The sequence below is a fragment of the Curtobacterium flaccumfaciens UCD-AKU genome (genome assembly GCF_000349565.1).
GTDB classification, from domain to species: domain Bacteria; phylum Actinomycetota; class Actinomycetes; order Actinomycetales; family Microbacteriaceae; genus Curtobacterium; species Curtobacterium poinsettiae.
Map to the genome: position 1 here is coordinate 1 of NZ_APJN01000081.1, position 25,982 is coordinate 25,982.

The window sequence follows — 25,982 nt, forward strand, 5'->3', positions numbered from 1 at the left end:
GACAGGAGGCCCGGTGCCAGCTGGCACCGGGCCTCCTGTCCGTGGGGTGGGGGCGTCAGCCCGTGTTCTGCAGGCCGGCGGCGATCCCGTTCACGGTGAGCAGCAGGAGCCGGTGGTCGGCGTCCGTCGGGTCCGTGCTGCCGGACGTGCGGATGGCGCGCAGCGCACGGAGCTGCAGGTGCGACAGGGCGTCGACGTACGGGCTGCGCAGGCGCACGGCGCGGGCCAGGACGGGTCGGTCCTCGAGCACGTCGCTGCCGCCGGAGACGCGGAGCACCCAGTCGCGGGTGCGGACCATCTCGTCGAGCACCTTCGCGGCGAGGTCGTCACGGTCGGCGAGCTCGAGGTACCGGCGGGCGATGTGCTCGTCGGTCTTCGCGAGCGACATCTCGACGTTCTTGATCATCGCGGCGAAGAGCGGCCACTCCGCGTAGGCGGCGCGGAGCACGTCGACGTCGCCGACGGCCTCGAGCGCGGATCCGAGCCCGTACCAGCCGGCGAGGTTGATGCGCGCCTGCGTCCACGAGAACACCCACGGGATGGCGCGGAGGTCCTCCAGCGACTCGACCGACAGCCCGCGACGGGCCGGGCGGGAGCCGAGGGGCAGCAGGCCGATCTCCTCCATCGGGGTGACCCGGGCGAACCACGGCGCGAACCCGTCGGCCTTGACCAGGTCGTAGAAGGCGACGCGCGAGACGTCGTCGAGCTGCTGGGCGAGGTCGGCGAAGCGGGCGGCCGCGGCGGCGGTCCGTGCCTCGTTGGACGGCGAGGACGCGAAGAGCGTCGCCGAGGCCATCTGCTCAAGGTGGCGGGCGGCGATGTCCTGGTCGCCGTACTGGGCGAAGATGACCTCGCCCTGCTCGGTGAGCTTCAGCCGACCGTCGATCGATCCCGGCGGCTGCGCCAGGACGGCTTCGTTCGCGGGGCCGCCACCGCGGCCGAGCGAACCGCCGCGGCCGTGGAACAGGGTCAGCTCGATGTCGTTGTCGCGGGCCCAGTCGGCGATGCGGGCCTGGGCGTCGTAGAGCGCCAGGTTCGCGGACACCGGGCCGACGTCCTTCGAGGAGTCCGAGTACCCGAGCATGACCTCGAGCCGACGGCCGGTCGCGGCGAGGCGTCGCTGGAACGCCTCGGTGCGGACGGCCTCGTCGAGGATGTCGACACTGGCGTGCAGGTCGGCGAACGTCTCGAACAGCGGGATCACGTCGAGCACCGGCGCGGCCTCGGCGGACCCGAGCGCGGCGACGGCCAGCTCGTGCACGTTCGCCAGGTCGGCCGGGGACTGCGTGAAGGACACGATGTACCGGTTCGCCGCGCGGACGCCGTAGCGGGACTGCAGCCCGGCGATCGTGCGGAAGACGGCGAGGACCTCTTCCGTGGTCTCGCTCAGTTCACCACCGGCGCGGATCTCGGCCAGGGCCGTGCGGTGCACCTGCGAGTGCTGGCGGACCTCGAGCTCGGCCAGGTGGAACCCGAAGGTCTCGACCTGCCAGAGGAGGTTCTGCAGTTCACCGTTCGCCGGTCGGATCGCACCGGCGGCGATGAGCGAGGCCTGGATGACACGGAGGTCGGCCAGCAGCGCCTCGGGCCCGTCGTAGGCCAGCGGCGTGCTGCCGGTCCGGGTGGCGTCGATGCGCGCGGCGACGAACAGGAGCGCACGTCGGTGCGTCTCGTTCGGTGCGCGGACACCGATGCGCTCCGCGATGCCCGGGTCGAGCGACTCCTGCGCGGCGACGAGGGCGGTGAGCCCGGCGTCGGCGGGGGTGTCGCTCGCGTCGAGGGTCAGGGCGCTGCCGATGCGGGTCGTCGCGCGGGCGAGGCCGAGCAGGATGTGCTCCGCCGCGATCTCGGCGGCCTGACGGGTGACGTCGGCGGTGACGTGCGGGTTGCCGTCGCGGTCGCCGCCGATCCAGGTGCCGAAGCGCACGAACGCGGGGGCGATCACGGGCGCCCGGCCGGCGTCGTCGCCCTGCAGCCGGTCGTCGAGCAGGCGGTACACCTGCGGGACGATCTCGAACAGGGTCTGGTCGAACACGCTCATCGCGGTGCGGACCTCGTCCAGCGGGGTCGGCCGCGTGGTGCGGAGCGGCGAGGTGCGCAGGAGGGTCGTGATCTCCTCGAGCAGGCGGCGCTCGTTCTCGGCGCGGGCCGTGGCGTTGCGGGCACGGTCACGCTCGTCGATGAGGTCCGTGATGCGGCGGACACCCGTCGTGACCGCGCGCCGGCGGGCCTCGGTCGGGTGGGCGGTCAGCACCGGGTGGAACCGCAGGGTGCGGAGCCGCTCGGCCGCCTCGGCCTCGCCCACCTCGGCGACGAGTTCGGCGTACGTGGCGGGGAACGAGTCCCCGGGCACGCCGCCGTCGTCTCCGCGCTGCCGGAGGACGCGCACGCGGTGGTGCTCCTCGGCCAGGTTCGTCAGGTGGAAGTAGGTGGTGAACGCCTGCGCCACTGCCTCGGCGCGTTCGGCCGACATGCCCGAGACGATCGCCTGGGCACGTGCGGCGCCCTCGGCGTGGTCGCCCTCGTAGGCGTCGATCACGGCCGCGCGCAGTGACTCCACGTCGTGGAGCAGTTCGTCGCCCCCGTTCTCGCGCAGCACCCGGCCGAGCAGGTTGCCGAGGTACCGGACGTCGGCGCGCAGGTCGCTGTCGACCGCACCGCTGACGTCGTCCCGCGCGCGCTCGTGGCGTGCAGATCCGTCGATCGCCGTCATGGAGTCCTTTCCGGGTCGTCCGGGAGGCTGGTCCCGGGTCCCAGCAGCGTATCGGCACCCGGGGGCGCATGACGTCGACCGTCCGGACGGACGCGGGGCGGGGTCCGGGCCCGGGCCCGGTGCCGGGCTGCCGCTGCCGCGTCAGGCCGGGACGGAGGCCCCGCCCGGCTCCTGCCGGAACGGCGCACGTCGGGCATCGAGGCCGGCGAGCAGCCCGCGGTTCAGCTCGTAGGCCAGCTCGACCTCGGCGATCACCCGTTCCTGCTCGTCGGCCGACCACGGCGCGGCGTCGAGCTGGGCCCGGTAGGTGTGCTCGAAGTCGCTCGGGTCGGCGACCTGGTCGAAGATGTAGAAGAGGATCCCGTTCGTGTCGAACCCGAACCGCTCCGCCAGCACCTGCCCGATCACGTGCCCGCCGGACACGTCGCCGAGGTACCGCGTGTAGTGGTGTGCCACGAAGCCGCCGGGCCACTCGGCCGCGACCTCGTTCAGCCGTCGCACGTACGCGGTCGTCGCGGGCAGCGGGCACACCAGCTCGGACCAGTCCGGGCCGATCAGGTACTCCAGGTCGGCGCGGATCGCCGGCATCCGGGTGAGCTGCGCGGTGACGAACGGCGCCGCCACGGGGTGGTCAGCCATGCGCTCCGCCGCCCGCTCGAGCGCGTCGTACACGAAGGCGTACTGTCCGAGCAGGTCCGCGTAGTCGGCGACGTCGCAGTCGCCGCCGAGCAGGTCCTGCATGAAGCCGCTCGTGGCCGAGGCACCGTGCGAGCGCCGCGTGCGTCGCCGCAGCAGCTCGGAGAACGGGATGACGGTCGAGTCCATGAGGTAAGGCTAACCTTACTGATGCGCGCGTCAAGCAGGGATCACCCAGGTGACGCCGAACCTCCGAGAGGAAGCTCCCCCACGATGAGCTCGAAACCCAAACGCCAGCAGCACGTCTTCGTCGTCGACCGCACCGAGCGACTCTCGCCCCACATGGTGCGCGTGCACCTGGGCGGCTCGGCGTTCGAGGACTTCGTCGCCCAGGCCGACCCCGACCGCCTCGCCGCCACCGACAAGTACGTGAAGCTCCTGCTCGCGAAGCCGTCGCTGGGGCTCGTGCCGCCGTACGACCTCGAGGCCCTGCGCGAGACCCTGCCGAAGCACGACCGCCCCGCCCGCCGCACCTACACCGTGCGCGCCGTCGACCACACCACGCGGACGATCGCGATCGACTTCGTCGTGCACGGCGACGCGGGCCTCGCCGGTCCCTGGGCAGCGTCCGCGCAGCCCGGCGACCGGATCGCCCTGTCCGGACCCGGCGGCGGCTACGCACCGACCACCGACCCGGCCTTCACGCACGTGCTGCTCGGTGACGACAGCGCCCTGCCCGCGATCGGGGCCGCACTCGAGTCGATGCCCGACACCGCCACCGGGGTCGCGCTGGTCGAGGTGGCCGGGCCGGCGGACGAGCAGGACCTCCGGCGCCCGGCCGGGGTCGACCTGCGGTGGCTGCACCGGGACGCCACCGGCGCACAGCCGGGCACGCTCCTGCTGGAGACGGCCCGCGGGCTGCCGCGTGCCTCCCGGCCGGTCCAGGTCTTCGCGCACGGCGAGCGGACCGCGATGAAGGCGATCCGTCGACTGCTGCAGGACGACTGGGGGCTGGAGAAACGCGAGATGTCGCTGTCGGCGTACTGGGCGCTCGGTCGTGGCGAGGACGAGTTCCAGGAGGAGAAGCGCGAGCCGGTCGGGGTGATCTTCACCGACTGACGGCGGGCCTGCGTGCCCGTTCTAGGTCGGTACGCCCGATTCGACCAGGGACGCCCGGCACGCCCGGCGCGCGCAACGGCCGGGAGGCCCGGGGCGCGTCGGTGGGTCCGGCTAGCGTTCGGCGCATGGTCACCTCGTCGTGCTGCGTCCCGGGTTGCGCAGGCGTCCTCGCGGACGGACTCGCGGGCGTCCCCCTGTGCGGCGCGCACGTCGCGTTGGTCGCCGACCTCGCCGCCGAGCACCCCGGCGTCGAGGACGCCCTGCCCGGCCCGTGTCCGGTGTGCGCGTCCCGGATCGGGGTGCGCTACCCCTCCGGTGCGGTGTGCGCCCGATGCGAGTGGCGGTGGGGCGAGGTACCCGACGGCGATCTGGCTCCCCCACGGGTCGACGTCGTCTACTACCTGCGCATGCGCGACGACTTCGGCGACCGCATCAAGATCGGCACGACGATGAACCCCCGGCAGCGGCTCGCGGCCATCCCGCACCAGGACCTGCTGGCGTTCGAGCTCGGTGACCGGACGCTCGAGCGCCGGCGGCACGCCACGTTCGCGGCCAGCCGGTACCCGGGTACCGAGTGGTTCCGGGTGACGCCGGAACTGCTCGCCCACGTGGACATCGTCGCCGCCGGGGCCCACGACCCGTGGGACCTGCACGCGCGGTGGACGAGCGAGGCGCTCGCCTTGCGGGGCTGAGCCGCGGCAGGGCGGTCGGGGCGCGTGCGCAGCCGGTCGGGACGCCTGCTCAGGCGGCCTGCAGCATGCGGTCCGCGGTGCGGAGCGAGAGCGCCATGATCGTCAGCGCCGGGTTCGCGATGACCGCGCTCGGGAACACCGAGTTGTCAGCGATCCACAGGTTCGGGACGTCCCACGAGCGGCCGTCCTGGTCGACGACGGAGGTCTCGCGGTCCGTGCCCATCCGCGCGGTGCCGATGGTGTGCGCCGTGCGTTCGAGCACCCGGACGTCCTGACCGCCAGCAGCCTCGACGATGGTCGTCATCGTGCGGACCGCGTGGCGGCGGATCGCCTCTTCGTTCGAGCCCGGGGTGAACGAGACCCGCGCACGCGGGACACCGTGCTCGTCGAGTTCGTCGGTCAGCTGGAGGCGGTTGTCGTCGTACGGCAGGCACTCGGCGTTGATGCCGACGCCGGCCGAGAACGGGTAGTCGTGCAGCGCCCGGACGAGTTCTGCGCCGCGGAGTCCGCCGCCCCGGACCAGCGAGGTGGCGAAGGTCTGCGGCTGCGCGCCCAGGCTCTGGATGAGGTAGCCGCCGGCGAAGTCGGCGTCCGCCGGCCGCACGAAGTCCTCGGTGATGATCGACGACGGGTACCCGCGGTACGAACGCATCGACTCGTCGAACCGCGCCCACACCTGGGTGGCTCCGTGCGCGGTGAAGTTGCGACCGACCTGCCCGCTGCCGTTCGCGACACCGGTGTGCAGCAGCAGCCGCGGGGTCTCGACACCGCCCGCGGCGAGGACCAGGGACCGGCAGCGCTGGCGGTGCTCGCGCCCACCCGCGGTGTACACGACCGCCTCGACACGTCCACTCGAGTCGAGCTCGATGCCGTGCACGAAGGACTCCGGTCGGATCTCGGCACCGAAGGCCACGGCCGCCGGCAGGTAGGTCGTGTCCATCGACACCTTCGCACCGTTGCGGCACCCCTGGTGGCACGATCCGCAGGACACGCAGGCCTGGCGCAGCCCGTGGTGCTCCTGGTGGCGGTCCTCGGTGGTCAGCCCGACCGGGGCATCGGTCGCGGTGATGCCTGCGGCAGCGGTGCCGCGCATCATCATGTCCGACGAGGCGTTCCGGGCCGGCGGGCGCATCCGGTAGCGGCGGGACGGGTCCCACGGGTAGTGCTCGGGACCGGCGACACCGACGTCGTGCTCGACCTGCTCGATCCATCCGGTGAGCTCGGCGTGGCTGATAGGCCAGTCCTGCCCTTCGCCGCTCTCGGTGCGGAGCCGCAGGTCGTGGGCGCTCGGCCGCGGGGTGAACGCGCCCCAGTGCAGCGTCGAACCGCCGACACCCGTCCCGCTGTTGTTCGGACCGAAGGCCGTCGGGGCTCCGCCACCGCTCAGCCGCTCGTCCATCCAGTTGATGTCACCGGGGGCGGCGACCTCGTCCGGCACGTGGTCGCCCGGCTCGGTGTTGCGGCCGGCCTCGAGCGCGACGACCGTCAGGCCACGGCGGGCCAGCGATGTGAGGAGCGGGGCTCCGCCGGCTCCGGTGCCGACCACCACCACGTCGACGACGTCGTCCGTGCCGTACGTGCGTTGTCCGTCGAGTCTCATCGTGCAGCTCCGGTCGTCGGTGCGGTGTCGATCGTGGTGTGGGGTGCGGGGGCTTCGGGCTCCCAGGCCTCGCGCTCCCCCGCCGCGAACAGTCGGAAGCCCTGCTTGCGGACGCCGTCGCCACCGTTCGCGTAGCCGTCGAAGTCGATGGCGGCCATGGTGGCGGGGTGCGCGAGCCAGTGCTTCACCAGGTCGACGCTGGCGTCCTCGAACCACGCACGCAGCTGTTCGGCGTCGAGGCCACCGTCGGCGCGGTACCGACCGACCGCCACGGCCTCGAGCGCCTGGTCGAGCGCACCATCGCGGGCGGGTGCGGCGAGGACGTCGAGCGCGGCACGGTAGGCCTCGGCGTCCACCGGCAGCCCGTCGGGTCGCCAGCCGTCGCCGAGCCCGGCGGCGAGCTGCGCGTCGACCCGCAGCGCCAGGTCGACCTGGTCGGAACCGGGCTGCGGGACGACGATCCTGGCGACCGCGCGGAGGGTGTCCAGCTGCGTCGGGGTGAGGGCCTGCGGTGCGGCGGCCGGGTCATCGGGCAGGGCACGAGCGGCGAGCAGGCCCCGGGTGCGGGCGCTGACCCGCGGCGAGGCGATCACGCGGGCGTGCTCCACGGGGACGACCGGTGACCCAGCGACCCGGCGTTGCCAGAAGTCGCGGATGCGCGCGGCCACGGCCTCGGGCTGCTCCCACGGCAGCAGGTGGGCGGCGCCGTCGACGACGTGGAGCTCGTTGTTCGGCCAGTGCGGCACGGTCAGGCGGCGCTGGGCGTCGGCATCGAGGTCGCCGTCCTCGGCACCGGCGAGCACGAGGGCGGGCACCGGGTTCGGCGCCGCGTCGGACCAGTCTTCACGGCTGCCGCGGGTCAGCCAGTCCCGCCAGGCCTCGGGGTCGGTCCGCTTGACGTCCCGCACCGCCGCCGTGTGGCGCGACGGTGCGAGGGCCGACGCCGTGTTCGCGGCGACGAACTCCTCGGCGTCGTCGGCGCTGATCGGGCCGTCGGCCGCCCACGACAGCATGGACCGGCGGCGGTCCTCGTCCATCGGCTCCGGGGCGAGCGGGGACGCGGCGAGGAGCACCACGGCACGCAGGCCGAACAGACCGTTCGCACCGGAGATCGTCCGGTCGGCGACCACCGTGGCGACCTTGCCGCCCATCGAGTGCCCGAGGAGTACCCATTCGGTCGAGCCGCTCGCGCCGATCGTGCGCTCCACCAGGACGGCCATCTCCTCGACGGTGGTGCCGGACGACGCCGGGCTGCGGCCGAAGCCGGGCAGGTCGATGCCGATCAGGTCGAGGTCGCCGACGAGTTCGGCGCGCAGCAGCGCGAACTCCTCGGAACTCGCGCCGAGGGCGTGGAGACAGAAGACGGTGGTCACCATGTATGCCTACCCGTCCCTTGCGGCCGCTCCCAGCCGGGCCGTACCCCGCCGGGTCGTGCGTGTACCCCGATCGACGGCGTCACCGGGCGTACGCGTCGACGAACAGGGCGCCCCGGAGATCACGCAGGGTGTCCGCCAGGCGATCGACGGTGCGGCCGGAGATGCCCGACACCTGCAGGTCGTGCGGGCCGAGCGCCGGCAGCCGTCCGGTGCGGATGCGGACGACCTCCCACCCCACGGCGCGGACGGCGCGGTCCTTCTTCCGGTCGGTCTCCTGCCGCGGGCCGACGTGCTCGAGCCCGTGCCGCCCGGTGGAGTCGTACTCGATGGCGACGCGGAGCTCGGGCAGGATGATGTCGGGCCAGGCCTCGACGTGGTCGAAGAACGGGCGGTCGAGCCGGATCGCGGAGTGGTCGTAGGTGAACGCGAACCGCTCGGACAGCATGCCCCGGAGCTCGGCCTCGACCGCCGAGGCCGTCGCCGGGGCGCAGACGCTCGTGAACGACTCACCCGACGGCAGCCGCGGGGTCTTCGGGCAGATCGTGCGGGGAACGGACTGGGCGCTCCGCCGTGGCGCCCCACCGGCCGACCCGGCGACGGGCCGACGGGACCGGGAACGGCTCGACGCGACGGCGCCGGCCGGGACCCCGCGCACCGGAGCCGCGGGCAGCGTCTGTCGTCCGGCACTCCGGACGACCCGCTGCGGCACGGGGACCGCCTGGGGCCAGTCCGACGGCAGCACCGGCCACCGCTGCGGCTGCGCCTGCACCGCGCACTCGGGGCACCACACGGAGCGGCGCCGCTCACGGCCCGGACGGGACCGCTGTTCGGACGGGGTCGCGACGAACACGTGCCCGACGTCGCACTCCCAGGTGAGCAGGACCTCGGCCGCCGGGGGGACCTGGGTCAGGACGACGCCGTGGTTCCAGTCGGGGTGGTACTGCCGGATGAGCACCGGGTACGGCGCCCAGTCGGCGCGGAACTGACCGACGGCGTACGGCACCGCTTCGCCGCGCGACCACTGTCGGCGGCGCCACCACGCATCGACGGGTTCGGCCACGCCACCACGCTAGGAACGACCACCGACAATCACCGACGTCTCCGACAGCCGCGGATCGTCACCGATCACCCCGATCCGTGACGCCGCGTTGCGCCGGATGGCACGGTGTTGCGCCGGATGGCACCGTGTTGCGCCGCGTGGCGGGGTGTTGCGCGAGGCGTTGTCGGCGGCGTCCGGCCCTCCTACGGTCGCGACATGACCGACACCACCAGGGCCCCGCAGTGGGAGGCGACCAGCGTCGACGACGCGGGCCGGACGACCGGGGCGAGCCGCGCCTCCAGGCAGGAGCACGCGACCATCGACGCGGCCGGACGCGCCGCACTCGACCGGCGCGTCGTGCCGTTGCGGCACCCCGCGCGGTGGATCGCCGCCGCCCTTGTGCTCGTCGTGCTGCTGAACTTCGGCGAGACGTTGTTCACGAACGAGCAGTGGGGCTGGCCCGCCGTCGGGAAGTGGCTGTTCAGTCCGGCGGTGCTGACGGGCCTGCAGCTGACGCTCACCGCGACGGCGCTGAGTGCCGTGATCAGCTTCGCGGGCGGCATCGTCGTCGCCGTCGCCCGGCTGTCGCGCAACCCGGTGCTGTCCGGGCTGGCGTGGGGCTACGTGTGGCTGTTCCGGTCGGTGCCGCTCATCCTGGTGCTCGTCTTCCTGTACAACCTCGGGTCGCTCTACCCGACGATCGGCATCGGGATCCCCTTCGGGCCGCAGCTCCAGGTGCCGACCGCCAACGTGCTCGGGGACCTGGCGATCGGGGTCATCGGGCTGAGCCTCAGTGAGATCGCCTACGCGTCCGAGATCGTCCGCGCCGGGGTGCTCGCCGTCGACCACGGGCAGCACGAGGCCGCACAGGCACTCGGGCTCCCCCGTCGCCGGCAGTTCGTGCGGGTGATCCTGCCGCAGGCGCTGCGGTCGATCGTCCCGGCGTTCGTGAACCAGGTCGTCGGACTGCTGAAGGCCTCGTCACTGCTGTTCTACGTCTCGCTGCTCGACCTGTTCGGCGTGGTGCAGAACCTGTCGAGCACCTACCCGACGGACATCATCCCGCTGCTCGTCGTCGCCACGATCTGGTACCTCGTGCTCACCAGCGCGGTCTCGATCGTCCAGTACTACGTCGAGCGGTGGACCGCCCGAGGTTCGGTCCGGACGTTGCCGCCCACGCCGTTCCAGCGGGTGCGGGCCGCCGTGCGTCGCGGTTCCGGACGCGGGTCGGGACGGCCTGGAGGCCCGGATCGCCCCCGGCAGTCCGCCTCCGCCGCGCGCGTGGTCGCGTCCGGCCCCGCTTCCACCGTCGACGACAGGACCATCTGATGAGCGCAGCGATCAGCATCCACGGAGCCGTCAAGGCGTTCGGCGACACGGTCGTCGTCGACGGCGTCGACCTGTCGCTGCCGTCCGGCAGCGTGACCGTCGTCCTCGGCCCCTCCGGTTCGGGCAAGTCCACGCTGCTCCGGGCGATCAACCACCTCGAACCGCTCGACCGCGGGGTCGTCATCGTCGGCGACGAACCCATCGGCGTCCGCCTGCGCACCGGCCGCGACGGGGTCCCCCGCTGGAAGGAGTTGCCCGAGCGGCACATCCTGCGGCAGCGGTCGCGGATCGGCTTCGTGTTCCAGCACTTCAACCTGTTCCCGCACCTGACCGCGCTCGAGAACGTGGCCGAGGGGCCGATCGCCGCCGGGGTCCCCCGTGCCGTGGCGCGCGACCGCGCGGCGGCCCTGCTCGAGCGCGTCGGACTCGGCGACCGTGGTGACACCCGGCCGCGGCAGCTCTCCGGCGGGCAGCAGCAGCGTGTGGCCATCGCGCGGGCGCTGGCGCTCGAGCCGTCGGTCGTCCTGCTCGACGAACCGACCTCGGCACTCGACCCGGAGCTCGTCGGCGAGGTGCTCGGGGTCATCCGGGGGTTGGCGGACACGGGCACCACGCTCGTCATCGTCACGCACGAGATCGCCTTCGCCCGCGAGGTCGCCGACCACGTCGTGTTCCTCGACCACGGGCGGGTCGTCGAGCAGGGGCCGCCGGCCCAGGTGCTCGACCACCCGCAGCACACCCGCACGCGCGACTTCCTGTCCCGCGTCCGCTGACCCCTGATCCCCGCACGCCCCCCAAGGAGAACCATGTCCACGATCACCCCGTCCCGCTGGCGCAACCGCGCCGGCTTCCTCTTCCTCGCTGCCGGCGTCGTCGTCGCCCTCGCCGGGTGCTCCGCGGGCGCTTCCGCCGACACGAGCGGCGCACCCGACGGCTCCGTCACCATCGGCGCCGCCTCGAACGGTGCCGCGAAGGAGACGACCCTCGAGGTCACCGAGGACACGACGCTGCACGACGCGCTCCCTGCCGCCGTCCGGAAGTCCGGCAAGCTGACGATCGGCGTGGGTGCTCTGCCCGCCGGGTTCCCACCGCTCGCCTTCACCGGTGACGACCAGAAGACGATCACCGGCTCGGAGCCCGACCTCGGACGGCTCGTCGCCGCGAAGCTCGGGCTGCGCGCGGACGTGCAGAACGCCACGTGGGACAACCTGTTCGTCGGCATCGACAGCGGCAAGTACGACGCCGGCTTCTCGAACGTCACGGTCACCGAGCAGCGCAAGGAGAAGTACGACTTCGCCTCGTACCGGCAGGACAACCTGGCGTTCCAGGTGCTGGCCTCGAGCTCGCTGCGGTTCGACGGCGACCCGTCCGTGCTCGCCGGGAAGACCCTGTCCGTCAGTTCCGGCACCAACCAGGAGAACATCCTGCTCGAGTGGCAGAAGGAGCTCCGGTCCGAGGGCAAGGACTTCACGATCAAGTACTACCCGGACGGCAACGCGGTGAGGCTCGCGCTCGACTCGGGCAAGATCGACGCGTACTTCGGTCCGAACCCGACGATCGCCTACCAGAACACGCAGAGCGAGAGCACCGCGAAGCCGACGAAGACCGCGGGCACGTACTCCGGCGCCGGCTCGTCACTGCAGGGGCTCATCGCGGCGACGACGAAGCAGGGCAGCGGCATCGCGAAGCCCGTCGCGGCAGCGATCGACGAACTCATCGAGGACGGTACCTACGCGAAGTGGCTCGCGGCCTACAACCTGTCGAACGAGGCCGTGAAGACGTCCGAGGTGAACCCCGAGGGTCTGCCGCTCGACAACAGCTGACGAGCAAGCGTCGCGTGCGAAGGCTGCACCGTGCCCGGTTCCGCATCCCGTGCCCGGTTGGCCGCACCGTGCGAGCTTGCACGCCCGCACCCAGCGGCCAACACCGCGCCGGCCCGCGAAGGCGGCACGGTGCGGACGGGAGGCACGCGGCGGCCCGGCACCGCGCCTCCAGGCCGCACCGTGCCCGACTACGCATCCCGTGCCCGGTTCCGCACCGTGCGCTGCGCACGAGAACGACTCCGTCGCTGTCGGACGACAGCGACGGAGTCGTTCCGCGTCGGTCAGCGCGCGGCGGCCGCCGGCTCAGGCAGGGCGGCGCGCGCCGCCCACTCCGCGGCGAGCAGCTCGTACGAGCGCACCCGGGCGTCGTGGTCGTGCGTGATCGTGGTGACGAGCAGTTCGTCGGCACCGGTGGCGCGACGGAGCACCTCGAGGCGGTCGGCGACGCGCGCGGCATCGCCCACGAACCGCGTCGCGAGCCGATCGGCAACGGTGGCTGCAGCGTCGGCTGCGAGCGGGCGCTGCCGGGCCTCGGACGGCGTCGGGTACTCGATCGCCCCGACGCCGGAACGGATCGAGTGCACCCACTGGGCGTACCCGAGCCCGAGTTCGTCCGCTTCGGCCGAGGTCGGCGCCACGAGGACGTCGGCCGACACGATGACGTGCGGGGCGTCCAGCACGCCGGGGCGGAAGGCATCGCGGTACGCCTGCACGGACGCCAGGACCGTGCCCGGCGACGTGTGGTAATTCGCGCCGTAGGGCAGGCCGAGCGCGCCGGCGGTCCGGGCGCTCTCGCCGCCGGTGGACCCGTGGATCCACAGCTCGATCTCGGCGCCCGCGGCAGGGGGCGCCTCGACCACCCCGCCGTCCCGCGACCACGTGCCGGCGAACAACCCGCGGATCAGGTCGAGTTCGCCCGCGAACCGGTCGACGTCGCCCGGCACCCGTCCGAGCAGCTCCCCCTGCAGCGCGAACCGGCTGCCGGGCGCGATGCGGAACTCGAACGGGGCCGGGACGAGCAGGCCGTCGACGACCTGGTCGGTCCTCGGGACGAGCGAGGGTGGCTTCGGCGTGCCCGGTGCTGGTGCTCCTGAGCGGCCGAGCCCGAGGTCGATGCGCGGCCCGTACAGCGCGGCGAGCGTGCCGAAGGTCTCGGCGATCTGCAGCCCGCGGACGTTGCCGACCAGGGTCGCGGCGCTGCCGACCCGCATGGTCGAGGTGGCTGCGGCGACCGCACCGATGACGACGGTCGGCGCACTGCCGGCGACACCGGGGTTGAGGTGGTGCTCGGCGAGCCAGTAGCGGGCGTACCCGGCACGTTCCGCGGCGACGGCCAGGTCGACCGTGTTCGCCAGGGCCTCGGCGGGGGTCGACCCGCTGCTCACCGGCACGAGGTCGAGGACGGAGAGCGGGACCCGGCTCATGCGAGCACCCGCTGCCGGTCGAGGACCCGTCCGGGCAGGCCCAGGGTCTGGCGGAGCGTCGCGCCCTCGTCGTACGACTGCCGGTAGACGCCGCGCTCCTGCAGCAGCGGGACGACCCGGTCGACGAACTCGTCGAGGCCGTACGGGTTGGTGTGCGGCACGACCACGAAGCCGTCGGTGGCGCGCTCCTGCACGTACCGGTCGATCTCGGCGGCGATGTGTGCGGGCGTCCCGACGAACCCGCCGCGGGTCGAGACCCGGATGACCAGGTCACGGATCGACAGGTGTTCGGCCGCGGCGAGGTCGCGCCACGACTGCACCAGCGCGGGCACATCGCGGCTGTGACGGACACGGCCACGGGTGATGTCGGCCCCCTCCAGGTCCGGCTCGACCGAGGGCAACGGCCCGTCGACGTCGTACGACGACAGGTCACGGTTCCACACCTGCTCGAGTAACGCGATCGCCGTCGCCGGGCTGACCTGGGCGCGGCGGATCGCACGGGAACGCTCCTCGGCCTCGTCCGCCGTGTCGCCGAGCACGAAGGTCGCGCCGGGCAGGATCAGCAGCTCGTCCTTCGACCGGCCGACCCGTTCGAGTCGCTCGGTCACGTCGCGGTGGAACGCCTGCGCGTCGTCGAACTCGGTGTGCAGCGAGAAGATGACCTCGGCGTGCCCGGCGGCGAGGTCGCGGCCCTCGTCGGAGTCGCCGGCCTGCACGATCACCGGGTGTAGCTGAGGGCTGCGCGGGACCGGGAACGTACCGGTCACGTCGAACTGCGGGCCGTGGTGGTCGACGTCGTGGATGCGGGAGCGGTCGGCGAAGACGCCGGCGGCCAGCGCCCCGGCGGCGCCCGACCCGTTTGCCACGATCGCGTCCGACTCCCACGAGTCCCAGAGCTCGCGCGACAGCTCCACGAACTCCGCGGCCCGCGTGTACCGGTCGGCGTGGTCGAGGAACCCGCCCCGGCGGAAGTTCGCGCCGTGGAACGCGTCCGAGCTCGTCACGACGTTCCAGCCCGCGCGGCCGTCGGTCAGGTGGTCGAGCGTGGCGAGCTGCTTCGCCAGTTCGACGGGCTCGTTGAAGGTCGTCTGCAGCGTGCCGACGAGCCCGATGTGGTCGGTGACGCCGGCCAGCGCGGCGAGGATCGCGAGCGTGTTCGGGCGCCCGACGACGTCGAGGTCGTGGATGCGTCCCTTCTGCTCGCGCAACCGCAGCCCCTCGGCGAGGAACAGGAAGTCGAAGCACCCCCGCTCGGCGTTCCGGGCGAAGTGCTCGAACGACGAGAACGCGATCTGGCTCTCGGCGCGGTCGTCGCTCCAGACGGTGGTGTTGTTGACGCCCGGGAAGTGGGCGGCGAGGTGGACCTGACGCTTGACGCTCATGCTGAGACCCCCGAGGAGACGGAACCGACACCGGAACCGACACCGGCACCGGTGACGGCAGGACGCGCGTACCGGCTGACCGCCGGCGCGATGCCGAGCCGCGTGCGCAGGTCGGCGGTGGGACGGGACGCCACGTCGGCGCGGAGCCCCGCGGTGACGAGCGCCGGGACGAGCTGCCGCGCGATGGCGGTCGAGTCGATCGGGATGCGCAGCGGACGGAGCCGGACACCGGCGTACCCGAGGGCCCGCAGGTCCGCGATCCGGGTCACCAGGTCCGGCACCGTCGTCGCGAGGACGGACGTGTCCGACCCGGAGCCGACCGCGTACGGGGCGCCCGCTGCCGCGTCGAGCGCGGCGAGCTCGTCGGCGGCGGATGCCGGCGACGACCCGATGAGCACCGCGAGGTCCGCGAGGACCGGACGACGGAGGTCGGACCCGGCCGCCTGCTCGGCGTCACGGACGAGTGCCAGCGTGTCCCGCGCCTCCCGGCCGTCGAAGCCGGGCGTGACCAGCACGACGTCCGCGGCGTCCACGGCGAACGCCGCCGCGTCGGCGCGGTGTGCCAGCGCGAACACCGGCGGGCGCCCCTGCGGCGACCGCGGCACGATCGACGCGCCGTGCACCGAGACGAACGACCCGGAGAACGCCGCGTTGTGGATGCGGTCGCGGTCGATGAAGCGGCCGGTCCTGACGTCGCGGATGATCGCGTCGTCGTCCCAGCTGTCCCAGAGGCGGGAGACGACCTCGGCGGCCTCGCGGGCCTCGTCGAACAGCGTGGCCGCATCGTCGCCGCCGGGTCGGCGGCCGAACAGCGCGGCCTCGCGGGTCGTCGGGCTCACCTGGATCCGCCACCCGGCTCGCCCCAGCGAGACGTGGTCGAGGGTCTGGAGGCCCGTGGCGACGTGGAACGGTTCGGTGTGCGTGACCGAGACGGTCGGCACCAGACCGATCGCGCGGGTCGCGGGGGCGACCGCGTTCGCGACGAGGAGGGCGTCGAGGCGGCCGACGACGGTCGACGTGTCGAGGTCGCCGTCGGCGTCGGTGGGGCCGGCGGTGAAGGAGTCCTCGAGGGTGACGGCGTCGACGCCGAGCCGGTCCTGCTCGACGACGACGTCGCGCCAGTGCCGGAGGCTCGTGAGGCGCTGTGCTGCCGGGCCGGCGGCGCGCCAGGCGGCGGGATGCCAGCCGGCGCCCTGCAGCGCGGTGACGAGGGTGATGCGGTCGGGCAGGGTCATGGGGCGACGCTAGGACGGTTCGGCCGGACGGCGAAGCGGTGTTGCGGAACGTGACCGACGGTGTCGCCGTGTGACGCGCGGCGGGGGGCGTCGCGGGCGGCGGGGCGTCGCTCGGTGCGAGGTTGTCCACTCCGTGCGTCGGAGTAGACCGGGCACGGAGTGGGCAACCTCGCACCACACGGGGCCGGTGCGTACCTCGCACCGTGCGAGGATCGCCGGATGGTCTCGTCGTTCCTGACCCACGCTGAAGTGGTGGTCGACCCCGCGGTCCCGATCGAGTCGTGGGGGCTGTCGCCCGAGGGACGCGTCCGGGCCGCCGCCGCACACCGGCTCGCGTGGTCACCGGGCTCCCGGCGGATCGTCTCGAGCACCGAGTGCAAGGCCGTCGAGACCGCCGACCTGCTCGCCAGCGCCGTCGGGCTGTCGGTCGAGCACGACCCCCTGCTGGGCGAGATCGACCGGAGCGCGACTGGCTACCTGCCGCCGTCCGAGTTCGAGGCCGTCGTCGACGCGTTCTTCGCCGCACCCGAGCAGTCGGTCCGCGGCTGGGAGCGAGCCATCGACGCCCAGGAGCGCATCGTCGCGGCCGCCCGCCGGCACTGCGCCACCGGCGACGTCACGATCGTGTCGCACGGTGCGGTCGGCGCGCTGCTCCTGGCCCACCTGCGCGGCGTCCCGATCACGCGCGCCCTCGACCAGCCCGGCATGGGCAGCGTCTTCCGCTTCGACGCGCCCGCCTGGCGGGCGACCAGCGGCTGGAGACGAGTCCCCGCGATCTGACGGGAGGCGCGGGGCGGGGCCGCCACGGGCCTCCCGTCCGCCGCCTGCGCGGCCCGACCGCCCCGCTCGTCAGACCACGCGCGTCGCGCCCGTCACGGGGCCGGGGGCGGCGTCCTCGTCGTCGGCGTCGTGCAGGGTCCGTTCGGCCTGCCCGAGCAGGTGGTGCACGGCGAGGCCGATCGAGCGGGCACCGACGACCGCGACGAGCACGCTCAGCAGCGCCAGCAACGTGGCGGTGGGGATCCAGGCGGACGGCAGCGCGAGTGCCCGGAACCACTCCACCGCGGCGGTGGCGACCGCGGCGGCCGGGAACACGAACGACCAGAACCCGAGCGAGAACGCCAGGCGGACGTACCGCGGCAGCAGGGCCAGCTGCACGAGCACCATCAGGACGCCGAGCCCCGCGATGGCCTGCACGGGCAGGGTCACAGCGCCGTCGGTGAGGGCGAACACCGACAGGGTGGCGACCGCCGGCGGCGCGACCAGGATCGCCATCGTCGGCACGAGCGGCCCCGGCAGCGCCGGCCGGAACGCCAGCCGGATGAGCAGCAGGCCGGTCATGACGCCCCAGAAGAACACGCCGACGCCGAGGGCCGGCCAGGACAGCCAGCCGACGCCGACCTCGTGCGTGGCGACCGAGGCGACCAGGGCCGCGGCGACGGTCGGCAGCAGATAGCCGCCGTGCACGGACTCCAGGGCGAGCCGGCCCTCGAACCAGGTGCTCAGCAGCCAGGCGGCGAACCCGGCAGCTGTGGCCACGGCGGCGAGCACGACGACCTGCCCGGCGACGGGGGCGAACCGCGCGAGGTCGACGCCGAGCAGCATCGCGGTCGCGGGGACGAGCGCGGCGATCGGCCCCTGGGCCGGGTGGCGGAGCTGGTCGACGAGCCGTTCGCCGACGCGTGCGCCCCGGACGGCGTGCGCCCCGAGCAGCCACACCCACGCGACGGCCGCGATCGCCCAGAACACCTGCGGCACCACGGCGGGCAGGTGCAGCACGGGGGCGGCGTACGACCACGTCTCGGCGAAGCCGGCGAGGCCGAACGGGACGGCGAGGGTGTTGAGCGGGATGCGGGAAGTGGGTCGTGGCATGGCTCCCCCATTCTCCCGGACGGGTCGGGTGTGCCGGTGCGCGCCCGTGGGCCGTGCGTGCTCCGCGGTCAGGCTGCGGGCAGTTGCTCGCCCGCCTCGATCGCCACGTCGAGCCGGTTCTCGGCGGGCGGCAGCGGGCAGGTCGCGTGCGGGGTGTACGCGCACGGCAGGTTCGTCGACCGGTTGAAGTCGATGCGGGTGGCACCGTCGGCATCCGGTGCGGCGATGTCGAGACTCCGGTTCGCCGCGTACGTCGTGACCCCGCTCGTGCGGTCGGTGAACAGCACGTGCAGGCCGCCGGCGTGCCCGTTGAACGCCAGGAGCGACCGTGGCCCGTCGAGGTCGAACGTCAGGACGCCGGGGGCCTCGTAGACGTGCAGCAGGCCGTCGACGACGCTGCCGACGGTGACCTCGCGCGGGGTGTCGAACGGCTCGAAGTGGGCGTCCACGACGAAGCGTTCGGTGGGTGCGTACGCGGGGGTGCCGCGGTACGCGACGCGCGTCGGGTTCGAGGGGTGCCGCGGACGCAGCAGGTCGCTGCCGCCGCGCCGGGCGACCTCGATCACCACGGTCTCGTCGCCGTCGCGCCACACCACGTTCGTACTCGAGCGCTCCGGCAGCGGGCCGAACCGGTGCGTCCCGCTGACGTGCTGCCCGTCGACCTCGATCGTCTCGTCCTCGGCCAGTGCGACCACCGGGCCGTCCTCGTCCGTCGACCAGCTGCCGGGTGCGTCCTCGAAGCGTTCCGGCGTGGCGGTGAGCCAGCGGATGCTGGTGATCGCGAGGAACCCGTGTTCGCTCGCCCGGGCCTGTTCGTGGTCGTCGTGCCAGGCGGTCCACGCTCCGGCGAAGGTCGGAGCGGCCGGGGTGGTCGGGTTCGTCGTGCTCATGGGTCGACCGTACGACGGGCGGCCCGGCGGCGCGACGATCGTGTCCCCGTGCGTCGGCGGGCGTGCGCGGGGCGGGGCGGGCGGCGGGACGGGCGGCGCGATGCGCGGCGGCGCGGGCGGCGCGATGCGGAACGACAGCGTCGACGTCGCACGACATCGACCCTGTCGTTCGCACGCGCCTGTAACCGTCCGCGCGCGCAACGAGCGACCGAGTCGGTGTCGGACGACGTCGGCCATGTCGTTCGACGTCCGCACGCATCCACAGTCGCGGAACGTAACGGGCCCGATCCCTCGTGGCAGAGTGGCACTGCAGCGCACCGCGAAGCCTCGCGCGCGGCCCCCGACTCCCGACAGTCCGTCCCCATCGAGAGGAAGGCAGCGCATGCCCTTCGAGAACCCCGACCGCATCCAGGCCACCACCGCCGGATCGCTCCCCCGGACCCCCGAGCTCATCGCCGCGAACGCCGCGCGGCCCGTCGCCGCCGACGGCTTCACGCTCGAGACCACCGACGAGGTCCGGGCCCTGACGAGCGCGGCCGTCGACGACGTCGTCGCACGGCAGACCGCGCTCGGCATCACGCAGCCCGGCGACGGCGAGTTCGGCAAGGCGATGTCGAACAGCGTCGACTACGGCGCCTGGTGGGGCTACTCGTTCCAGCGCGTCAGCGGCCTGAGCCTGACCGACGAGAACATCTTCTCGCAGCATCCGGTCCGGTCCACCCCGGGGAACATCCGGCTGACGAGCTTTCCGGACCGCCGCGACTGGACGATCTTCCACGACGCCTACACGGACCCCGAGTCGGGCATCGGCACCGGCAAGAACGCCACCGCGTTCCCGACCACCACCGGCCCGATCACCTACACCGGACACGAGGCCGCGGCCACCGACGCCGCGAACCTCGAGCACGCGGTCGAGGCCGCCGGCGTGGACAACGGCTTCATCACGGCACTCTCCCCCGGTTCGGCCGCCCGCATCGCGAACGAGTACTACGCGACCGAGGAAGAACACATCTGGGCCTGGGCCGATGCTCTGCGCGAGGAGTACACGACGGTCCTCGACGCCGGCCTCGTGCTGCAGATCGACGACCCCTCGATCGCCGAGAACTGGGACCAGATCAACCCCGAGCCGAGCATCGAGGACTACCGGGCCTTCACCCGCATCCGCGTCGAGGCGCTCAACCACGCGCTCCGCGGCCTCGACACGAGCCGGGTGCGCTTCCACCTGTGCTGGGGGTCCTGGCACGGCCCGCACACCACCGACATCGAGCTCCGCCACATCGTCGACCTGATGCTCGAGATCGACGCCGGCGCCTACTCGTTCGAGGCCGCGAACGCCCGCCACGAGCACGAGTGGGCGCTCTGGCAGGACGTCACGCTGCCCGACGGCAAGGTCATCGTCCCGGGGGTCGTCAGCCACGCCACGAACGTCGTCGAGCACCCCGACCTGGTCGCGCAGCGCATCGAGCGGTTCGCCTCGGTGGTCGGTCGCGAGCGTGTCATCGCCAGCACCGACTGTGGCCTGGGCGGGCGGGTGCACCCGCAGATCGCCGCGGCGAAGCTCGAGTCGCTCGGCGAGGGTGCTCGGCGCGCGAGCGCGAAGCTCTTCTAGCCGCCCGTTCCTTCCCAGAACGGCTGCGATCCCTGGCGAGATCGGGCGTACCTGCCACGAAGATCACGGCAGGTACGCCCGTTTCGTGCGGGTACGCCCGGTGCCGGCAGGTACGCCCGGATCCGGGCGCACGCACGAGCGGACGGGAGGCCCGGTGCCAGCTGGCACCGGGCCTCCAGTCCGTCAGCGGCGTCGGCCCAGGGCGACGGCCGCGATCGCCACGAGCGCTCCGGCCCACAGCACCGGGCGCGTGACGCGCCGTCGCTTCGCGACCCAGCCGCCGTCCGTCGCGTTCGCGGCGTCGGCGGGGGCGTAGAGGTTGCCGTCGGTCGGGGCGCCCTTGCCGCGGAGCGCGAACGTCTCCACCATCGGCTTCGTGATCTTGTGGAACAGGCCCGGGAACACGTACTGCAGCGGCACGAGCGCTGCCTGCAGTCGCCCGACGAAGCGGTAGCGCTTGGGGTGCGTGGCGGCGTGCACCACGGCACGGCCGGCACGCTCGACCGAGACGGTGGGCGGCAGCGGGTGCGAGTTCTTGCCGGTGTAGTTGGCGCCGTTCTGGTAGATCGGGGTGTCGATCGTGGACGGCAGCAGGGCGGTGAACCTGATGCCGGTGCCTGCGAACTCGTCGCCGAGCACGTCGACCAGGCCGAGCGCCGCGTGCTTGCTCGTCACGTACGCCGACTGGTACGGGGCGGACAGCAGCGACTGGATCGAGCCGACCAGCACGTAGGTGCCCTTCCCGCGCTGCTTCCAGTGCGGCAGCAGGTGCGTGATGGCGTTGAGGTGCCCGTAGAGATTCGTGTCGACGACGCGCTTGAACGCCTCGGTGGGGGTCTGCTCGAACAGGCCGTAGACGAACAGCGCCGCGTTGCCGACGAAGACGTCGATGCGACCGAAGCGCGTCGTGACGGTGCCGATGAGGTCCTTGACCTGGCGCTCGTCGGCGACGTCCGTCGGGATCGCGATCGCCTCGGCGCCCAGCTTCCGGCACTCGGCGGCGGCGGCCTCGAGCGAGTCGTGCCCGCGCGCGGCGAGCACGAGTGTGGCGCCCTGCCGGGCGAACTCGTGTGCGGCGGCCCTCCCGATGCCGCTCGATGCTCCGGTGATGACGACGATCTTCCCGCGGTACCGATGTCCCATGCGTCCTTGGTACCCGTCGTCGGTCCGTTCCCGCACAGCCGGGCCGTACCCCTGGGCACGGTGCGAAGATGGAGCATGCGCAAGGACGACCTGACCGTCGACGAAGCCGCGGTCATCGCCGAACACGCCCGCTCCGGTGCCCTCGACGTCGACGACCCCGAGGTGCGGAAGGTCGTCGAGCAGGCGAACCGGGTGCTCGTGCGTGCGCAGATGTGGGGCGAGGAGCGGAGCCCGAAGCTGCGGCGCCGCCGACGGTTCATCGCCATCGGCGCCCTCGTGATGGTGCTCGTCTGGGTCGCCGGGTTGCTCGTGCCGCTGGCACTGCGCTTCGGCTGACGGGTCCGTCAGCGCCGACTGCGGTGTGCGCGGTGTGGACCGAACACGGTCAGACCCTGGTCAGACGCGCCCCGATGGTGCATGATCCGACGACCACACCACCGCCGCACTGCAGGGAGCACGACTTGGACCAGCACATCGATCGACGGCGCTTCGTGTCGCTCGGACTCGCAGGCGCTGCCGCCACCGCGCTCGGCGTCACGGCGATCGGCGCGGACGGGTCGGCGCAGGCGGCGACCGGGGCTGCGGCCCCGACTGCCGAACCCGTCCTGCTCGCCGCCGACGAGTTCGACGGCCCGGCCGGCAGTGCACCGAACCCGGCGGTCTGGCGGTACGACCTGGGTGCCGGCGGCTGGGGAAACGCCGAACTGGAGACCTACACGGACTCGCGGCGGAACGCGGCGCTCGACGGCGCGGGCAACCTCGTCATCACCGCACAGCGCGAAGCCGACGGCTCGTACACCTCGGCCCGGCTGAAGTCCGAAGGCGCCTCCACCGCGCAGTTCGGCCGCATCGAGGCGCGGATCCGGATCCCTCGGGGGCAGGGCATCTGGCCGGCGTTCTGGATGCTCGGCGCCGACATCGGGCAGGTCGGCTGGCCCGCGTGCGGGGAGATCGACGTCATGGAGAACGTCGGGTACGAGCCGGGGATCGTGCACGGCACGGTGCACGGGCCCGGGTACTCCGGTGCCCAGGGCATCTCGGCGTCGTACACGGCTCCGTCCGGCGCAGCGTTCGCCGACGACTTCCACGTGTACGGGGTCGACTGGCGCCCCGGTTCGATCACCTGGACGGTCGACGGTGTCGCGTACCGGACCCTCACCCGGGCCGACGTGGGATCGAACCCGTGGGTCTTCGACAAGCCGTTCTTCGTCATCCTCAACGTCGCGGTCGGCGGCACGTGGCCCGGGTCGCCCGACGACTCGACGCAGTTCCCGCAGCAGATGACCGTCGACTGGCTGCGGGTCCACCAGAACGCCTAGCCGGGGTCGCGCCGCGGCAGGAGCGTGTCAGGGACGACGGTTCGCCCGGGCGACGAGCCACAGGTAGGTGCTGTGCCCGACCAGGGCGAGTCCGAAGAACACCGCGGCGACCGCGTACACCCGGTCGAGCTTGCCCTGCCCGATCACGAGCATCACGACGCAGAACACGACGGCGATCGCGAGGACACCGACCTGCACGGTCGACCAGATCCGTCGGAAGCGCGGCATGCCCGTCTCGTTCACGCCACCCATTCTGCCCGATGCCGTCAGTGCTTCTCCGGGTCGTGTCCCCAGTTCATGAGCGAGTACCGCCACGGGGTGTCGTGCACGTCGCCGTCGGGGCGCTGCTCCGCGTGCCGGGCGACGTAGCCGACGACCTTCCGCATGTGCGCCAGGTCGTCGTCGGTGCGGTCGGCCTTGTGCTTCTGGAGGATGCGGATGATGTGCCGACCGCTCTCGTGCCCGGTCGACTCGCCGCCGCCGGAGGGCTTCTGCCCGACGGACTTCGACTCGTCGGTGTCGAGCCACCTCCGCAACTCGGTGGCGGTCATGTTCACCGCGTCGTCGAAGTCGGCCCGGGTCTGCTCGTCGTCGTGCTCGCTCATGCGGTCGAGACAACCCGTCGGTCCTGGACGACTGCGCAGTGCGGGCCGGGTCAGATGGGAATGGAACGACCCCGCGCGGTGTCGAACTCTCCACTGACCACGAAGGAGCCCACCATGAGCGTCGACCTCCACGAGAGCACCGGCACCCGGATCGTCACCGACGAGCGGACGTGCCTGCAGACGACCGTCCTGCCGAAGCTGCACGACGAGCGCACCCCGTCCTTCGGCCGCTGGCTCGGACAGATCAACCACACCGGCTGAGCCGGCACCCGGCGACGGCACGCACGGCCCGGCCCAGACACCCGGCCCGCCAGGCCCGCCAGGCACGGCCTGTCGCCGCCGAAGTCGCCGTCGCCGGCACTGCTACCGTGCACCCATGTCCTGGGGCCGGCGGTACTACGCGCTGCAAGCCGTCGGCGGAGCGGCCTGGTGGATCGCCGTCGCCACGCTGCCGTGGGTCCGGACCACCACGCTCGGTTCGCTCGACCCGGTGCTCGTCGCCGTCTTCGACGTCCCGTTGTTCGTCGTGGCCTCGGCCCTCGCCGCCGCCGGTGTCCGGGCCGCCGCGGTCGTCACGACGGGATGGACCGCCGTGGTGCTCTGCGCGCTCGCCGTCTGGGCAACGGCCACCGGCGAGGCCGGCTGGGGCGTGCTGATCATGCTCGCGGCCACGATCGGCTCGGTGCTCGCGCTCGGTCTCGTGCTGCTCGGACGGATCCCGACCGAGTGGGTGACGAGCGGCCCGCTGCGGATCCGCACCGCCGACGCCGACGCCCCGCGGTCCCGGCACGTCGCCGCGACCGTGCTGCAGATCGTCGTGTTCTGGGGTCTGTTCCTCGGGGTGTTCCCCCTGGTCATCGCGTTCGCGGAGCACCGATGGGGCCTGCACCCGGACCTGCCCGCTCCCCTGGTGAGCGCCTCGACCGTCCTCGGGGTGGTCGTGCTCCTGCTGGCGAGCGCACTCGGCATCGCGTCGGCGGCGGCCATGTCGACGAAGGGCGGCGGCACCCCGCTGCCCTCGGCGACGGCGAACCGCCTGGTCGTCGCGGGGCCGTACCGTTCGGTGCGGAACCCGATGGCCCTGGCCGGCATCACCCAGGGCGTCGCCGTCGGCCTGCTGCTGTCGTCGTGGCTGGTCGTCGTCTACGCGGTCGCGGGTTCCGTGGTCTGGAACTGCATCGTCCGACCGCTCGAGGAAGCCGACCTCGACGAGCGGTTCGGCGACGACTTCCGCCGGTACGCCGAGCAGGTGCGCTGCTGGGTGCCTCGGTGGCCGATCCCCGCTCGGGTGGGCTCGGTGCCGCTCAGTTCGTCGCGCCGCTGAGCGGTCCGACGACGCCGGCGTCGTCGTTCGGCGCCGCCGGGTCGTCGAGACGCCTCCGTTTCCGGCGGCGTCTCGACGACGGGGCGGCGTCTCGACGACACGCCGGCGTCTCGACGTGACGCCGGCGTGTCCGGACCGGCACCGACACCGGCCTGGAGGCGCCAGGCGGCGCCGCCACGGGCCTCCTGTCCGTCAGCCGGCCGGGTCCACCACCGGCGGCCGCGCGGACGGGGCGAGCGCACGGATCCGCTTGGCGGGGACGCCGGCGTAGACGCCGTGCGCCGCCAGGCGGCCGACCACCACGGCGCCGGCTGCGACCACCACGTCGTGCTCGATGTGGGCCCCCGGCAGGATGGTGGCCCGACCGCCGATCCAGACGTGCTCCTCGATGAGGACCGGGCGGCCCGTCGGGACGTCGTTCCACCGGCCGTCGGCGTCGATGTCGTGGTGGCTCGTCATGATGAGCACCTGCATGCCGATCGCGGTGTTCGCACCGATCGTCACGGGTGCCACGGCCTCGACGGTGACGTTCCGGTTGCAGAACACGCCCCGGCCGATCGTCAGGTGCCTGGGATCGCCCGTCAGCGAGAACCCGGCGCCCACACCGGACTCCGCGCGGGCCCCGGCGACGAGCAGCAGGAGCCGCCGCACGATCCGCGGCAGCAGCGCCGACCCGAGCACGGCGGTGAAGAGCAGGTGCTCCCTGGCGTGTGCGGCATCCTCGAGGAGCCGCCGACCGAACGTCGACGGGGCAGCAACCGCCGGAGCGGGTGCCGAGGTCGGGACGGGTGGTGCTGCTGAGCCGGCCATGGGGTCTCCAGTCGTCGTGGCTGCGTGTCCGTGCAGCGCCAC

At 73.0% G+C, this 25,982-nt stretch carries 25 protein-coding genes; 11 read left to right on the forward strand and 14 right to left on the reverse strand.

All coding sequences use genetic code 11. The features are described 5' to 3' along the window. Positions 1–55 precede the first annotated feature (55 nt). Together H489_RS21100 and H489_RS21105 are read right to left on the reverse strand one after the other, a co-directional pair. Positions 56–2,713: a phosphoenolpyruvate carboxylase gene (locus H489_RS21100; RefSeq protein ID WP_017885634.1), complete on the reverse strand. Its 2,658-nt coding sequence runs from the start codon at positions 2,711–2,713 to the stop codon at positions 56–58. A 141-nt stretch (positions 2,714–2,854) separates the two neighbouring features. Then, entirely contained in the window at positions 2,855–3,538 is a 684-nt protein-coding gene (locus tag H489_RS21105; RefSeq protein ID WP_017885635.1) for a heme oxygenase (biliverdin-producing), read from the reverse strand. Between the two features lie 84 nt (positions 3,539–3,622). On the opposite strand from H489_RS21105, the gene H489_RS21110 reads away from it, so the two are divergent. Both H489_RS21110 and H489_RS21115 read left to right on the forward strand, forming a co-directional pair. Next, positions 3,623–4,468, forward strand: coding sequence for a siderophore-interacting protein (locus H489_RS21110; protein ID WP_017885636.1), 846 nt, complete (start codon positions 3,623–3,625; stop codon positions 4,466–4,468). Positions 4,469–4,593: 125 nt separating this feature from the next. Next, complete coding sequence (locus tag H489_RS21115; protein WP_017885637.1) at positions 4,594–5,160, forward strand: GIY-YIG nuclease family protein; 567 nt, start codon at positions 4,594–4,596, stop codon at positions 5,158–5,160. A gap of 49 nt (positions 5,161–5,209) precedes the next feature. Here H489_RS21115 and H489_RS21120 read toward each other — a convergent pair whose 3' ends face one another. The 3 genes from H489_RS21120 to H489_RS21130 all read right to left on the reverse strand — a co-directional run bounded on the left by H489_RS21120 (position 5,210) and on the right by H489_RS21130 (position 9,196). After that, entirely contained in the window at positions 5,210–6,760 is a 1,551-nt protein-coding gene (locus H489_RS21120; protein WP_017885638.1) for a GMC family oxidoreductase, read from the reverse strand. After that, positions 6,757–8,133 (reverse strand): alpha/beta fold hydrolase, encoded by a 1,377-nt coding sequence (locus H489_RS21125; RefSeq protein ID WP_167578277.1) that lies wholly within the window; start codon positions 8,131–8,133, stop codon positions 6,757–6,759. The genes H489_RS21120 and H489_RS21125 overlap by 4 nt, the downstream gene beginning before the upstream one ends. Before the next feature lie 82 nt (positions 8,134–8,215). Next, positions 8,216–9,196: a hypothetical protein gene (locus H489_RS21130; RefSeq protein WP_017885640.1), complete on the reverse strand. Its 981-nt coding sequence runs from the start codon at positions 9,194–9,196 to the stop codon at positions 8,216–8,218. Positions 9,197–9,391: 195 nt separating this feature from the next. Here H489_RS21130 and H489_RS21135 point away from each other — a divergent pair, with 195 nt between their 5' ends. The 3 genes from H489_RS21135 to H489_RS21145 are packed head-to-tail and all read left to right on the forward strand — an operon-like array spanning position 9,392 to position 12,327. Next, positions 9,392–10,504, forward strand: a complete 1,113-nt coding sequence (locus tag H489_RS21135) for an amino acid ABC transporter permease (RefSeq protein WP_017885641.1) — start codon at positions 9,392–9,394, stop codon at positions 10,502–10,504. Next, the gene (locus H489_RS21140) at positions 10,504–11,277 is read left to right on the forward strand and encodes an amino acid ABC transporter ATP-binding protein (RefSeq protein ID WP_017885642.1); all 774 of its coding nucleotides are present in this window, start codon (positions 10,504–10,506) and stop codon (positions 11,275–11,277) included. The genes H489_RS21135 and H489_RS21140 overlap by 1 nt, the downstream gene beginning before the upstream one ends. A 33-nt stretch (positions 11,278–11,310) precedes the next feature. Beyond that, positions 11,311–12,327, forward strand: a complete 1,017-nt coding sequence (locus H489_RS21145; RefSeq protein ID WP_017885643.1) for a transporter substrate-binding domain-containing protein — start codon at positions 11,311–11,313, stop codon at positions 12,325–12,327. 281 nt (positions 12,328–12,608) lie between these two features. Here the strand turns inward: H489_RS21145 and H489_RS21150 are convergent, their stop codons facing one another. Genes H489_RS21150 through H489_RS21160 form a run of 3 tightly spaced genes read right to left on the reverse strand, consistent with a single transcriptional unit; the run spans position 12,609 to position 16,368 of the window. Next, complete coding sequence (locus H489_RS21150; protein WP_017885644.1) at positions 12,609–13,751, reverse strand: LLM class flavin-dependent oxidoreductase; 1,143 nt, start codon at positions 13,749–13,751, stop codon at positions 12,609–12,611. Further along, a complete protein-coding gene (locus tag H489_RS21155) occupies positions 13,748–15,133 on the reverse strand; it encodes an NtaA/DmoA family FMN-dependent monooxygenase (protein ID WP_017885645.1) in 1,386 nt (461 codons plus the stop codon). Before H489_RS21155 ends, H489_RS21150 begins: the two co-directional genes overlap by 4 nt. Further along, positions 15,130–16,368 (reverse strand): LLM class flavin-dependent oxidoreductase, encoded by a 1,239-nt coding sequence (locus H489_RS21160; RefSeq protein WP_017885646.1) that lies wholly within the window; start codon positions 16,366–16,368, stop codon positions 15,130–15,132. Before H489_RS21160 ends, H489_RS21155 begins: the two co-directional genes overlap by 4 nt. 219 nt (positions 16,369–16,587) lie before the next feature. Between H489_RS21160 and H489_RS21165 the strand changes: the two genes are divergently transcribed. Next, on the forward strand, positions 16,588–17,148 hold the full coding sequence (locus H489_RS21165) for a histidine phosphatase family protein (RefSeq protein WP_017885647.1): 561 nt from the start codon (positions 16,588–16,590) through the stop codon (positions 17,146–17,148). A gap of 69 nt (positions 17,149–17,217) precedes the next feature. Here the strand turns inward: H489_RS21165 and H489_RS21170 are convergent, their stop codons facing one another. Beyond that, entirely contained in the window at positions 17,218–18,240 is a 1,023-nt protein-coding gene (locus H489_RS21170; RefSeq protein WP_017885648.1) for a hypothetical protein, read from the reverse strand. Positions 18,241–18,308: 68 nt separating this feature from the next. Beyond that, positions 18,309–19,130, reverse strand: coding sequence for a DUF1684 domain-containing protein (locus H489_RS0118165; RefSeq protein WP_051067345.1), 822 nt, complete (start codon positions 19,128–19,130; stop codon positions 18,309–18,311). A gap of 382 nt (positions 19,131–19,512) precedes the next feature. On the opposite strand from H489_RS0118165, the gene H489_RS21175 reads away from it, so the two are divergent. Continuing rightward, positions 19,513–20,739: a cobalamin-independent methionine synthase II family protein gene (locus H489_RS21175; RefSeq protein WP_017885650.1), complete on the forward strand. Its 1,227-nt coding sequence runs from the start codon at positions 19,513–19,515 to the stop codon at positions 20,737–20,739. A gap of 183 nt (positions 20,740–20,922) precedes the next feature. Here the strand turns inward: H489_RS21175 and H489_RS21180 are convergent, their stop codons facing one another. Continuing rightward, entirely contained in the window at positions 20,923–21,882 is a 960-nt protein-coding gene (locus H489_RS21180; protein ID WP_017885651.1) for an SDR family NAD(P)-dependent oxidoreductase, read from the reverse strand. A 75-nt stretch (positions 21,883–21,957) separates the two neighbouring features. Between H489_RS21180 and H489_RS21185 the strand changes: the two genes are divergently transcribed. Both H489_RS21185 and H489_RS21190 read left to right on the forward strand, forming a co-directional pair. Continuing rightward, positions 21,958–22,218, forward strand: a complete 261-nt coding sequence (locus H489_RS21185) for a hypothetical protein (protein WP_017885652.1) — start codon at positions 21,958–21,960, stop codon at positions 22,216–22,218. A 125-nt stretch (positions 22,219–22,343) separates the two neighbouring features. Then, entirely contained in the window at positions 22,344–23,201 is an 858-nt protein-coding gene (locus H489_RS21190) for a family 16 glycosylhydrolase (RefSeq protein ID WP_017885653.1), read from the forward strand. Between the two features lie 27 nt (positions 23,202–23,228). Here the strand turns inward: H489_RS21190 and H489_RS21195 are convergent, their stop codons facing one another. Beyond that, complete coding sequence (locus H489_RS21195; RefSeq protein WP_139179681.1) at positions 23,229–23,444, reverse strand: hypothetical protein; 216 nt, start codon at positions 23,442–23,444, stop codon at positions 23,229–23,231. 23 nt (positions 23,445–23,467) lie between these two features. Then, positions 23,468–23,806, reverse strand: coding sequence for a DUF3140 domain-containing protein (locus H489_RS21200; RefSeq protein WP_017885655.1), 339 nt, complete (start codon positions 23,804–23,806; stop codon positions 23,468–23,470). A gap of 114 nt (positions 23,807–23,920) precedes the next feature. On the opposite strand from H489_RS21200, the gene H489_RS37985 reads away from it, so the two are divergent. Further along, a complete protein-coding gene (locus H489_RS37985) occupies positions 23,921–24,067 on the forward strand; it encodes a hypothetical protein (protein ID WP_156155412.1) in 147 nt (48 codons plus the stop codon). 115 nt (positions 24,068–24,182) lie between these two features. Next, entirely contained in the window at positions 24,183–25,130 is a 948-nt protein-coding gene (locus tag H489_RS21210; protein WP_017885657.1) for a methyltransferase family protein, read from the forward strand. Positions 25,131–25,322: 192 nt separating this feature from the next. On the opposite strand, the gene H489_RS38575 is transcribed toward H489_RS21210, so the two are convergent. Continuing rightward, on the reverse strand, positions 25,323–25,940 hold the full coding sequence (locus tag H489_RS38575) for an acyltransferase (protein WP_017885658.1): 618 nt from the start codon (positions 25,938–25,940) through the stop codon (positions 25,323–25,325). Between the last annotated feature and the right edge of the window lie 42 nt (positions 25,941–25,982).